This is a genomic window from Roseateles sp. GW821-FHT09H11, from assembly GCF_059415845.1.
On record NZ_JBWKOA010000001.1, the window covers coordinates 1,599,111 to 1,611,429 of the forward strand.

At 69.4% G+C, this 12,319-nt stretch carries 8 protein-coding genes; 4 read left to right on the forward strand and 4 right to left on the reverse strand.

The window, feature by feature from the left end:
* The first annotated feature begins 54 nt into the window (after positions 1-54).
* The 4 genes from AC07PR_RS06690 to ileS all read left to right on the forward strand — a co-directional run bounded on the left by AC07PR_RS06690 (position 55) and on the right by ileS (position 7,054).
* Entirely contained in the window at positions 55-858 is an 804-nt protein-coding gene (locus AC07PR_RS06690; protein ID WP_495134784.1) for a pseudouridine synthase, read from the forward strand.
* 163 nt (positions 859-1,021) lie between these two features.
* Positions 1,022-2,860: an ATP-binding protein gene (locus tag AC07PR_RS06695; protein ID WP_495134785.1), complete on the forward strand. Its 1,839-nt coding sequence runs from the start codon at positions 1,022-1,024 to the stop codon at positions 2,858-2,860.
* Positions 2,861-2,949: 89 nt separating this feature from the next.
* Entirely contained in the window at positions 2,950-4,038 is a 1,089-nt protein-coding gene (locus AC07PR_RS06700; protein ID WP_377155996.1) for a bifunctional riboflavin kinase/FAD synthetase, read from the forward strand.
* 136 nt (positions 4,039-4,174) lie between these two features.
* Entirely contained in the window at positions 4,175-7,054 is a 2,880-nt protein-coding gene (gene ileS, locus AC07PR_RS06705; protein ID WP_495134786.1) for an isoleucine--tRNA ligase, read from the forward strand.
* Positions 7,055-7,161: 107 nt separating this feature from the next.
* Here the strand turns inward: ileS and AC07PR_RS06710 are convergent, their stop codons facing one another.
* From AC07PR_RS06710 to AC07PR_RS06725, 4 genes are all read right to left on the reverse strand, one after another.
* Entirely contained in the window at positions 7,162-8,823 is a 1,662-nt protein-coding gene (locus tag AC07PR_RS06710) for a trypsin-like peptidase domain-containing protein (protein WP_495134787.1), read from the reverse strand.
* 148 nt (positions 8,824-8,971) lie between these two features.
* Positions 8,972-9,793: a hydroxypyruvate isomerase family protein gene (locus AC07PR_RS06715; RefSeq protein ID WP_495134788.1), complete on the reverse strand. Its 822-nt coding sequence runs from the start codon at positions 9,791-9,793 to the stop codon at positions 8,972-8,974.
* Between the two features lie 63 nt (positions 9,794-9,856).
* Positions 9,857-10,093, reverse strand: coding sequence for a YbdD/YjiX family protein (locus AC07PR_RS06720; protein WP_297523945.1), 237 nt, complete (start codon positions 10,091-10,093; stop codon positions 9,857-9,859).
* Positions 10,086-12,164, reverse strand: coding sequence for a carbon starvation CstA family protein (locus AC07PR_RS06725; protein ID WP_495134789.1), 2,079 nt, complete (start codon positions 12,162-12,164; stop codon positions 10,086-10,088). The genes AC07PR_RS06720 and AC07PR_RS06725 overlap by 8 nt, the downstream gene beginning before the upstream one ends.
* Between the last annotated feature and the right edge of the window lie 155 nt (positions 12,165-12,319).

Consider the following 12,319-nt stretch of genomic DNA (forward strand, 5'->3'; position numbering starts at 1 on the left):
TTGACATCGCTCAATTCCTGAACACATTCGCCCGCGAAGCGACAATTCCTCCCCATGACCTCGAGTTCCGCAATTTCCAACAAGTCCGCCAAGCCGGTGGCCCTCGCCCAGATCCTCTTCAGCCAGGGCTTCGGCACCCGCCGGCACTGCGCCGCGCTGGTCCACCACGGGCTGGTCTCGATCGGCGGCACGGTCGTCGACGATCCGCACCAGGCCTTCGACACCGCGGGCCTCGTCTTCGAGGTGGAAGGCCAGACCTGGCCCTACCACGAGAAGGCGCTGATCCTCCTGTACAAGCCGGCCGGCTACGAGTGCTCGCGCAAGCCCAGCCATCACCCGAGCGTGTTCTCGCTGCTGCCCGAACCGGTGCGCAACCGCGACATCCAGCCCGTGGGTCGCCTCGACGAGGACACCACCGGCCTGCTGCTGCTGACCGACGACGGTCCGCTCCAGCACAAGCTGACCAGCCCGAAGTACCACGTGCCCAAGCTCTACCAGGCGGTCTGCAAGGCCGATGTGGACGAGGAACAGCTGCGCCGGCTCGTCGCCGGCGTGCTGCTGGAGGAGCGCAACCCCAAGCTCGCCGAGGAACCGGTGCGGGCCGTTTCCGCCGAGCGTCTGCCCGACGGGCGCCTGCAGATGGCGCTCACCGAGGGTCGCTATCACCAGGCCAAGCGGATGGTGGCCGCGGTCGGCAACCGGGTGCTGAGCCTGCACCGGCAGCGCATCGGCTCGCTGGAACTGCCGGCCGACCTGAAGGAAGGCGGCTGGATGTGGCTCGACGAGCGTCATCGCGAGCTCGCCATGTCCGAACCGCCTTCCGGCCCCGGCTCTTCGGCGCCCGGCTCGGCCGGCTGACCCGGGTCCGCGCCCGGGGCGTCTCCGGCCAGCGCCCACTCGCGGGAAGTCCCCGAGTCCACGGATCACCATCCTTGGGTAGAAACGCGCCACCGAAGCGCCGCCCTGGAGCGGCGCCAGCAGCAGGAGCCGCATCGGTCGGACACCTCGCCGGCCGGGTCGTATGGGAATTTCAGACATCGCACATCACGAGGACAGCGCCGCCAGCGTGGCGATCCAGGTCCGGGCCGAGCGCCTGAGCAGCCTGCAGGCCCGCGTGGCCATGCCCGCGGGCGTGGGCGCGCTGTTCGGCCTGCTGCCGGTCGTGCTGCTGTGGCCGCACCTGCCCGTCGTGGACCTGCTGGGCTGGCTGGGGGCGCGCTGGATCATCTCGCTGTGGCGCACGGTCCAGGCCCGACGCTTCCTCGCCCTGCCGCTGCAGGAGCGCGCCTCGCCGCGCGAGGAACGGCGCTACCTGGCCGGACTGGGACTCGACGGCCTGGCCTGGGGCGTGATCGGCGCCCTCTTCGCCACCCCCAACCTGCCGGAGATCGACGGCGCGGTCATGACGACGCTGGTCGGCCTGGTCGCCTTCACGATGGTGTCGCTGGGCCATTGGGCGCGCGGGCAGGCGCTGTTCGCCTCGCTGGTGATCGCGCCGCTGGCGATCCGGCTCGCGCTGCAGGGCGGCGTGACCGGCTGGCTCAGCGTCGGCGGACTGGCGATGTTCTGGCTGCTGACGGTCCTGGAATCCCGCCGCATCGAGGCCGGCACGCTGGAACTGCTGCGCCTGCGCTTCGAGCAGGCCCGCCTGGCCGAGCAGCGCCGCCTGGCGCTCAACGCCGCCGAGGAGACCAGCAGCAGCAAGAGCCGCTTCGTCGCGGTGATGAGCCACGAGATCCGCACGCCGCTCAACGGCATCATCGGCATGACCCAGCTGCTGGAGCGCGGCGACCTCAGCGCGCAGCAGCGCGAGCAGGTCGAGATCGTGCGCCGCTCCGGCCGGCATCTGCTGACGCTGGTCAACGACATCCTGGACCTGGCGCGCATCGAATCCGGCAAGCTGGTCGTCGAGGCGCGGCCCTTCGACATCCGCGAGGTCGCCGGCGACGTCGCCCGGCTGCTGGGCGAGTCCGCGCGGGCCAAGGGACTGGACTTCACGCTGAGCGTCGCGCCGCAGCTCCCCGCCCGGGCGATGGGCGACGCCTCGCGCATCCAGCAGGTGCTGCACAACCTGGTGGGCAACGCCATCAAGTTCACCGACCACGGCCGTGTCGGGCTGGAGGTCTCGTCGGTGCTGGACATGCGCGCCGGCACCCTGCTCCACTTCGCGGTCCGGGACACCGGCGACGGCATCCCGGCGGACCAGCTCGAACGCATCTTCGCGCCCTTCGAGCAGGCGGGCGGCCCCGGCACGGACCGCGCCCGCCGTGACGGCGCCGGGCTCGGGCTGACGATCTCCCGCGAGATCGCCCGGGCCATGGGCGGCGACCTGCGCTGCGCGTCGGCGCCGGGCCAGGGCTCGGTGTTCGAGTTCACGCTGCCGCTGCAGGCCTGCGCCGCCGAGGCCGCCGCCCCGATGCGCGCCCCGTCCGCCGGCACGCCGCCGCACCCGCCGCCTCAGTTGGAGGGCCGCGTGCTGCTGGTCGACGACAGTCCGGTCAACCTGCTGGTCGCCACGACGATGCTGGAGCGCTGCGGCTTGAGCGTCGTGCCGGCCGAACACGGGCGCGAGGCCCTCGAGTTGTTGAGCGCCCAGCGCTTCGACCTCGTGCTGATGGACTGCCACATGCCCGAGCTGGACGGTTATGCGACCACGACCGCGTGGCGGCAGGAAGAGGCGCGCCGCCTGCTGCCGCGCACGCCGGTGGTCGCGCTGACCGCCAGCACCGTCGACGAGGACCGCGCCCGCTGCCTGGCCAGCGGCATGGACGGCCATCTGGTCAAGCCGTTCGAGATGGATGAGCTGCTGGCCGTCGTCGCGCAGCACCTGCCGGCCTCGCCGGCCGCCGCGGCCGCCTGATCCGTCAGATCCGCGCCTGATCCATCGGATCCCGCCCGAATCCATGCATCGGCGGCGGCGCCTCGCGCGGCGGCTGATAATCCCCGCCCATGCAGGTTTTCCGCGGCTTCCACCATCCCGGCATCGCGGCGCAGTGCGCGCTGACGATCGGCAACTTCGACGGCGTCCATCGCGGCCATCAGGCCATGCTGGCGCTGCTGCTGTCGGAGGCCCGCCACCGCGGCCTGCCGACCTGCGTGCTCAGCTTCGAGCCGCACCCGCGCGACTTCTTCGCCAGGAAGCTCGGCAAGCCCGAACTGGCGCCGGCGCGCATCGCCACGCTGCGCGACAAGCTCCAGGAGCTGGAGCGCTGCGGCATCGACCAGGTCGTGGTGCTGCGCTTCGACGAGGCGCTGGCCTCGCTGCCGGCGCAGGACTTCATCCAGCAGGTGCTGGTCGACGGACTGGGGACGAAGTACGTGCTCGTCGGCGACGACTTCCGCTTCGGCGCCAAGCGCCAGGGTGACTACGCGACGCTGGATGCCGCGGGGCAGCGCCTGGGCTTCGACGTCGCGCGGATGATGAGCTACGAGGTGCACGGCCTGCGGGTGTCCAGCTCCGCCGTGCGCGAGGCGCTGGCCGCCGGCGACATGGACGGCGCCGCGCGCCTGATGGGCCGGCCGTACGCGATCTCCGGCCACGTGATCCACGGCCAGAAACTGGGGCGCCAGCTGGCGGAGACCGCGCCCGGCCGGGGCGACGGCTTCCGCACGCTGAACCTGAGGTTCGACCACGACAAGCCGGCGGCGCACGGGATCTTCGCGGTGCGCGTGCACGGGCTCGACGGCCAGGATCGCCATGATGGCAATGCGGGCGGCCAGGGTGGCGGCATCGTGCTGGACGGCGTCGCCTCGCTGGGCGTGCGACCGACGGTCGAGGACGCCGGCCGCGTGCTGCTGGAGGTCCATGCGCTGGACTGGCCGGCGGCGCTGGCCGACCGCCTGGGCCCGGGCGAGGCCTACGGTAAACTCGTGCGCGTGGAACTCCTGCACAAACTGCGTGACGAAGCCCGTTTCGACGGTCTGGACGCCCTGACCGCCGCGATCCGCGAGGACGTCCGCCAGGCACGCGCGTACTTCGCCGAACCGGCGACGACCCACGCCGCCGTCCGCCGCCAGACCACGCGCGACCGAATTTGAAGGGCTGAGCACCCGATCGCTCATCTCGACCGCTCAGCCGGCGCGCGGGCCCGCCTCTTGTGCCTCCTGCCCCACCGCGCCACCCCTCTTCTCTCGCGGCCCCGTCCACCGGCCGCCTCCTTCGATTGCCGCCGCCATGACCGACGATTCCAAGTCCAACACCTTGTCCGCCGACAAGTCGGGTGCCAAACCTGACTACCGCTCGACGCTGAACCTGCCCGACACCCCGTTCCCCATGCGCGGCGACCTGCCCAAGCGCGAGCCGGGCTGGGTCCAGGAATGGGAAGACCAGGGCGTCTACCAGCGCCTGCGCGTCGCGCGCCAGGGCAAGCCGAAGTTCGTGCTGCACGACGGCCCGCCCTACGCCAACGGCCAGATCCACATGGGTCACGCCGTCAACAAGATCCTGAAGGACATGATCGTCAAGGCGCGCCAGCTCGAGGGCTTCGACGCCGCCTACATCCCCGGCTGGGACTGCCACGGCCTGCCGATCGAGAACCAGATCGAGAAGACCTTCGGCCGCGGCCTGCCGCGCGACGAGGTGCAGGCGAAGAGCCGCGCCTACGCCACCGAGCAGATCGACCAGCAGCGCCTGGACTTCAAGCGCCTGGGCGTGCTCGGCGACTGGGACCATCCGTACCGGACGATGGACTTCAAGAACGAGGCCGGCGAGCTGCGCGTGCTCAAGCGCCTGTTCGAGCGCGGCTTCGTCTACCGCGGCCTGAAGCCGGTGTACTGGTGCTTCGACTGCGGTTCCTCGCTGGCCGAGTTCGAGATCGAGTACGCCGACAAGGACTCCCCGGCCGTCGACGTGGCCTTCCTGAGCGCGGAGCCGGAGAAGCTCGCCGCGGCCTTCGGCGTGCCGACGCTGGACAAGGAAGCGTTCACCGTCATCTGGACGACGACGCCCTGGACCATCCCCGCCAACCAGGCGCTGAACCTGAACCCGGAGCTGCCGTACGCGCTGGTCGACACGGCGCGCGGCTACTTCGTCGTGGCCGAGGCGCTGGTCGAGAAGTGCCTGGCCCGCTGGGGCATCGAGGGCAAGACCGTCGCGGTCACGCCGGGCAAATCGCTGGAGCTGCTGAAGTTCAAGCACCCGCTCGCGCACGTGCATCCGGGCTTCGACCGCGAGAGCCCCGTCTACCTGGCCGACTACGCCACCGCCGACGACGGCACCGGCGTGGTCCACTCGGCGCCGGCCTACGGCGTGGACGACTTCAACTCGTGCATCGCGCACGGCCTGGCGTTCAAGGACATCCTGAACCCGGTGCAGGGCAACGGCGTCTATGAGGCCGAGCTGCCGCTGTTCGGCGGCCAGCACATCTGGAAGGCCAACCCGGTGATCGCCGCGGCGCTGCAGGACGCCGGCCGCCTGATGGCGCACAGCAAGATCCGCCACAGCTACCCGCACTGCTGGCGTCACAAGTCGCCGGTGATCTACCGCGCGGCCGCGCAGTGGTTCGTCCGCATGGACGAAGGCGACGGCGTGTTCACCGTCGACAAGGCCGACAAGACCCTGCGCCAGCTGGCGCTGGACGCGATCGAGCAGACCAGCTTCTATCCCGAGAACGGCAAGACGCGCCTGCACGACATGATCGCCGGCCGGCCCGACTGGTGCATCTCGCGCCAGCGCAGCTGGGGCGTGCCGCTGCCGATCTTCCTGCACAAGGACAGCGGCCAGCCGCATCCGAAGACGCTGGAGTTCATCGAGCGCGCCGCGCAGCTGGTCGAGGCCGGCGGCATCGAGGCCTGGTCCAAGCTGGACCCGGCCGAGTGGCTGGGCGACGAAGCCGCGCAGTACTCGAAGGGCCAGGACATCCTGGACGTGTGGTTCGACTCGGGCTCCACCTTCCAGCACGTGCTCAAGGGCTCGCACGCCGGCGCGGCGCACGAGACCGGTCCGGAGGCCGACCTCTACCTGGAAGGCCATGACCAGCATCGCGGCTGGTTCCACTCGTCGCTGCTGATCTCCTGCGCGATCAACGGCCGCGCGCCCTACCGCGGCCTGCTGACCCACGGCTTCACCGTGGACAGCAAGGGCCGCAAGATGAGCAAGTCGCTGGGCAACGGCGTCGACCCTCAGGAGACCAGCAAGAAGCTGGGCGCCGAGATCATCCGGCTGTGGGTGGCGGCGTCCGACTACTCGGGCGACATCGCCGGCGACGAGAAGATCCTAGCGCGCGTCGTGGACGGTTATCGCCGCATCCGCAACACGCTGCGTTTCCTGCTGGCCAACACCTCGGACTTCGACGCGGCGACGGACGCCGTGCCGCTGGACCAGCTGCTGGAGGCGGACCGCTACGCGCTGGCCCGTGCCGCGCAGTTCCAGGAGGAGATCCTGGCGCACTACCAGCGCTATGAGTTCCACCCGGTCGTGGCCAAGCTGCAGGTGTACTGCTCGGAGGACCTGGGCGCGTTCTACCTGGACGTGCTGAAGGACCGGCTGTACACGAGCGCGCCGAAGTCGACGGCCCGCCGCTCGGCGCAGACGGCGCTGTGGCACATCACGAACGCGATGCTGCGCTGGATGGCGCCGTTCCTGAGCTTCACCGCCGAAGAGGCGTGGAAGGTCTTCGCGGGCAAGCAGGCCGGCGACACGATCTTCACCGAGACCTACTGGTCCGTCGGCGTCGCGCACGACGACGGACTGATCGCGAAGTGGAATCGCATCCACGAGATCCGTGACGCGGTGAACAAGGCGATCGAGGAAGTCCGCACGACCGGCGCGATCGGTTCGTCGCTGCAGGCCGAGGTCGCGCTGGGCGTGAACGCCGAGGACCTCGCCCTGCTGAACAGCCTGGGCGACGACCTGAAGTTCGTGCTGATCACGTCGGCGGCGAGCGTGGCGCTGGCCGGCGAGCTGAGCATCACGGTGACACCGTCGGCCCATCAGAAGTGCGAGCGCTGCTGGCACTACCGCGCGGACGTCGGCGCCAATCCGGCGCATCCGACGATCTGCGGACGGTGCGAGAGCAATCTCTACGGCGAAGGCGAGCTGCGCACGATCGCATGAGCACGAAGGTGCGTGCAGATCCGCTGAAGCGCTGACGCCCTGAGGCGTTGTCGAACCAAGCCGCCAGGCCATGCGCCTGGCGGCTTTTTTTCGCCCGAAGCGCCGGCTCAGAGCGTGTCCAGGTCGACGTCGAGCTCGATCAGTTGATCGAAGGCCGGATCCGTCCAGCCGCGCGCCTGAAGCGTCACACGCCCGCGGTGGAGACCAGCGGGCAGCTGAGGGTTGTCCTCCCGATGGAAGCGCACCATCACCCGCCCCGCCGACCGTCGCTGGCAGGTGGCGGCATCTTCCATGCGCGTCATCCGTCCGCCGCAAAGCGGATCGCGCTGCGCTCGCAGCACGACCTGCCGGTCCTGCTGGGTCACGGCGTCGCGCACCGTCACATCGATCCGGCTGGACAGCGGGCTGCCGTTCCACACGCCGGACACCGGTCCTTGCGCGCGCGCCTGCGGAGGGACCGTGTAATAGATCGTGCCGTGGGCCGCCCGCTCGGCCAGATTGGGCGAGACGTAAGCGGAGGTGGTCGAGACCTGGCCCCGCAGCAGATGCCGGACGTCGACATGGAGGCTCACCCGCTCCTGCCGCGAACGATCCAACCAGGACAGCACATCCACATGGAAGCGGCCGGTGTACGCGCCGGGTTTCAAGCCGGGGTTGTCGTCCGCTCGAAACGCCACCTTCAGCTGGTTGTTCTGCGAGCCGGGACACGGTGCCGCATCCTCGATCGGCGACCGCCGGCACCCTGCATCGCGGTGGGCACGGAGCCGGATCGTGGAGATCGCGCCGGTGCGGGACTCCTTCACCGCCACGGAGATCATGCTGTCGCCCTTCGTGCGCGACGATCGACCAACAGTCGGCCCGATGGCGCCCGTCTGGGGAGGAATGACGAAGAAGACGTTCATTCCAGACGGATCGAGGGCATGGTTCCGAGACACGAAGGGCGCGGACGCGGTCACCGACATGCGTTCCGACTGCATCACGGCGCCTGGAAATACGCCCTCGATCCACGCCGCATGTCGGGCCAGATGCGGACCCACGCCGTAGGAAGGACGCATGCCGGCGTTGACGCCGGCAGCCTGCCAGTAGCCCTGATGAAGACGCCATGCGGCTGAACCGCTGTCACCTGGCGAGGGGCGGGCCCACGACTGGCTGGCCTTCACCGACTCATATCGGCTGTAGAAACCGCGATCGCCGGAGAAGAAGCCTGCGACAGGGGCCTCGCCCCTCAACCGACCTTTCTCGGCCGCCGGCCGGTGGCTGTCGCTATAGGTTTGTCCGACGCCGACCAGGCCGTAGCCGACGTAGTGAAGGAGCTCCGATGTCTGCAGCGGTGTGTCGGCGATCGTCGGCGGCGCCAACCTTCTGCCAGAACCATCGACCGGGCTCGCCACGCGAGGCAGGCTCAGCACGGCGACGTCATCGGCAAAGCCGTCCCAGCTCGGCGTGGCCTGCCAGTTCGCCCACTTCGGCGGCCTGAGGGCCCAGCCCTCTCCTTGTGCAATGACCTGGCCGCGCCAGTCCTTGAATGTCCGGTGGGTACGAGTGACCTCGCCGTGCGTCGCGGACACGCAGTGCGCCGCAGTCAGAAGGTAGGTCCGACCGCCCTCCTCGCCCAGCCATGTCGCCGTGCATCCCTCGATCCAGCCCACGGGCATGAACTGCTCCGACAGACTCCACGAATGCAATCGCGCGGCGACCGCAGAGAATGTTGCCTTGACCGCGCCAAGGTCTCCGCCGAGCTCGACGAATTTCGCCTCGTTGATGATCAAGGCATGCGCCGTCCGGACGACGGCCGAGTCACCGACCAGGGCGATCGCCAGCCCCGCCATCGGGACGACGAGGCCCCTTCGAAAAAATCTCACCGCGACTCCTCGCTTGCAAATGGAGCCGCTCAGTAGATGGCGGGGGCAACCTGTGTCAGAAGTTTTCCCGTCGAGTCGGGAACAACCAGCCGAGACCGGCGCTGGTACCGCCAGGGACCGCACCGCGCCGGGGTCGATATTCGCAACCGATCCAGCCGTCCCATCCGGTCGCCGCCGCGATCTCGTCGATCGCGGCAAGGGCGCTTCGCCAATCCAGCGATCCATCATCCGGCTCGTGCCGGTCCGGGACGCCCGCGATCTGGAAGTGCCCCACACGCCCCGTCGGCAAGTAGCGGCGCACCTGCGCGACCACGTCGCCTTCGACGCGCGCGCAGTGGTACAGGTCCATCTGGACCTTCAGGTTCGAGGCACCGACACGTTCAACGACCGCGTGCGCCTCCTCCTGCCGCTGCAGCAGGTAGCCGGGGATGTCGTGCGGATTGATGGGCTCGATCGTCAGCCCGATACCGGCGCTCGCAGCCTGCGCCGCGGCCCAATGCAGCCGCTCCTCGTAGCGCGCAATCGCCGCATCGCGATCGCTCCCCTCAGGCAGCAGGCCGGCCAGCACATGCACGCGCGGCGCGACAACCACCGAGGCATAGGCGAGCGCGCGCTCGATCGACGCGCGGAACGCCCCTTCGCGGCCCTCGACCGACGCCAGGCCCCGATCCCCCGCCGCCCAGTCGCCCGGTGGCGCGTTGATCAGCACAATGTCCAATCCCTGGGCAGACGCGCGGGCGCGCAGCTCAGCCGCAGGGACGTCGTAGGGGAACAGACACTCCACGGCTTCGAACCCATCCCGCGCAGCAGCCGAGAAGCGATCGAGGAACGGCAGCTCCTGGTACAGGAAGCTCAAGTTGGCGGCGAAGCGGGGCATGCCCCGTAGTGTCTTCCAACGGACAACGGCCCCGAAGGGCCGTTGTCGTTCGTCGCGCGATGCTCAGCAGCAGCGGCCGGTGCGGGAGCTGTAGCGAGCCTCCTGACGCTCGCGGAAGAAGGCTTCGTAGCTCAGCGGCGCCTGGTCGGGATGCGTGCGGGCCATGTGCGCCAGATAGGCGCCGTAGTCCGCGCCGATCAGTTGCTGGCGCACGCCTCGGGCCATGTAGCGGCCGGCCTGCAGCACGTCCGAGGCCGCCGACAACGCGGCCTGGGCCGCTTCCGCCGCCTGCTTAAGCATGACCGCCTGCCGTCGCGCCTTCGGGCATGCGCTCGAACGGCGTCTCTTGCACCGACGGCCTGCGCTCGGCACGCGCCTTCAGCACCGCCTTCACGCTGTACACGAGCACGCTCACGACCACGAACATGAACAGCGCGCACAGCGCCGCGTCGAGGCGGTCGTTGAAGATCACGCGCTCCATGGCCTCCAGGCTCTTGGCCGGCGCCAGCACCTTGCCGGCCGCCAGCGAGTCCGCGTACTTCGCGGCATGCGCCAGGAAGCCCACCTTCGGGTCGTCGCTGAAGATCTTCTGCCAGCCCGCCGTCATCGTGCAGATCAGCAGCCAGGCCGCCGGCAGGATCGTCGTCCAGGCGTAGCGGTCCTTCTTCATCTTGAACAGCACCACCGTGCCCAGCAGCAGCGCCACCGCGGCCAGCATCTGGTTGGCGATGCCGAACAGCGGCCACAGCGTGTTGATGCCGCCCAGCGGATCCACCACGCCCTGGTACAGGAAGTAGCCCCAGGCCGCCACGCACAGGCCGGTGGCGATCAGGTTGGCGGGCAGCGACTCGGTGCGCTTCAGGGCCGGCACGAAGGTGCCCAGCAGGTCCTGCAGCATGAAGCGACCGGCGCGCGTGCCGGCGTCGACGGCGGTCAGGATGAACAGCGCCTCGAACAGGATCGCGAAGTGGTACCAGAAGGCCATCATCGCCTTGCCGCCGACCACCTGGTGCAGGATGTGGGCCATGCCCACCGCCAGCGTCGGCGCGCCGCCGGCGCGCGCGAGGATGGTGTTCTCGCCGACGTCCTTGGCCGTCTGCACCAGCATCTCCGGCGTGATCACGAAGCCCCAGGTGGACAGCGTCGCGGCCACCTGGTCCGGCGTCGAGCCCACCAGCGCGGCCGGGCTGTTCATCGCGAAGTAGACGCCCGGCTCGATGCACGAGGCCGCCACCAGCGCCATCACGGCGACGAAGGATTCCGCCAGCATGCCGCCGTAGCCGATGAAGCGCGCGTTGACCTCGTTGTCCAGCATCTTGGGCGTCGTGCCCGAGCTGATCAGCGCGTGGAAGCCCGACACCGCGCCGCAGGCGATGGTGATGAACAGGAACGGGAACAGGTTGCCCGACCACACCGGGCCGTTGCCGGCCGCGAACTGGGTGAACGACGGCATCTGCATCGGCGGCGCGACGATCACGATGCCGATGGCCAGCGCGATGATCGTGCCGATCTTCAGGAACGTGGACAGGTAGTCGCGCGGCGCCAGCAGCAGCCACACCGGGATGCTGGCGGCGACGAAGCCGTAGCCGATCAGCATCCACGTCAGCGCCTTGCCGTCGTAGGTGAACAGCGGCGCCCATGCGGGGCTCTCATGCACCCACTGGCCGCCGATGATGGCCAGCATCAGCAGCACGAAGCCGATGATGGAGACCTCGCCGATGCGGCCCGGACGGATGAATCTCAGGTACACGCCCATGAACAGCGCGACCGGGATGGTCGCCGCCACGGTGAACGTGCCCCAGGGCGACCCCGCCAGCGCCTTCACGACGATCAGCGCGAGCACCGCCAGGATGATGATCATGATCATGAACGCGCCGAACAGCGCGATCACGCCGGGCACCGTGCCCATCTCCTGCTTGACCAGGTCGCCCAGCGAGCGGCCGTCGCGGCGCGTGGAGATGAACAGCACGATGAAGTCCTGCACCGCGCCGGCGAAGATCACGCCGGCCAGGATCCAGAGCAGCCCCGGCAGGTAGCCCATCTGCGCGGCCAGCACCGGACCGACCAGCGGGCCGGCGCCGGCGATCGCCGCGAAGTGGTGGCCGTACAGCACGTACTTGTGGGTCGGGACGAAGTCCAGGCCGTCGTTGTATTTCCAGGCGGGGGTCTTGCGGGTGGGGTCCAGTCCCAGGACCCTGGTGGCCAGGAACAGGCTGTAGTAGCGGTAGCCGATCAGGTACACGCAGATCGCCGCGACGACGACCCACAGCGCGCTCACCGCTTCGCCGTTGGCCAGCGCGACGGTGGCCAGGGCAAAGGCCCCGAGGATGGCCACGCCCGCCCAGGCGAGGTGGCGACTCATGTTTGACATCGATGTCTCCTTTTATCGTCGCGCGCCCGGCGCCCAAGAAGGACGACGACACACGCGGGCTGTCTTGCGGCGGCAGTTTCCGTTCCTGTGCGGTTTCGCACATCCGTCGCGTGGACTAGCCGACCGGCGTAGGAGCGCTTAAGTGGAAACCCTCG

Excerpts from the sequence above, each read along its gene's own strand:
- AC07PR_RS06695 (WP_495134785.1), top strand. The coding sequence starts at position 1,022 with ATGGGAATTTCAGACATCGCACATCACGAGGACAGCGCCGCCAGCGTG.
- AC07PR_RS06700 (WP_377155996.1), top strand. The coding sequence starts at position 2,950 with ATGCAGGTTTTCCGCGGCTTCCACCATCCCGGCATCGCGGCGCAGTGC.
- AC07PR_RS06690 (WP_495134784.1), top strand. The coding sequence starts at position 55 with ATGACCTCGAGTTCCGCAATTTCCAACAAGTCCGCCAAGCCGGTGGCC.
- AC07PR_RS06725 (WP_495134789.1), bottom strand. The coding sequence starts at position 12,164 with ATGTCAAACATGAGTCGCCACCTCGCCTGGGCGGGCGTGGCCATCCTC.
- ileS (WP_495134786.1), top strand. The coding sequence starts at position 4,175 with ATGACCGACGATTCCAAGTCCAACACCTTGTCCGCCGACAAGTCGGGT.
- AC07PR_RS06720 (WP_297523945.1), bottom strand. The coding sequence starts at position 10,093 with ATGCTTAAGCAGGCGGCGGAAGCGGCCCAGGCCGCGTTGTCGGCGGCC.
- AC07PR_RS06715 (WP_495134788.1), bottom strand. The coding sequence starts at position 9,793 with ATGCCCCGCTTCGCCGCCAACTTGAGCTTCCTGTACCAGGAGCTGCCG.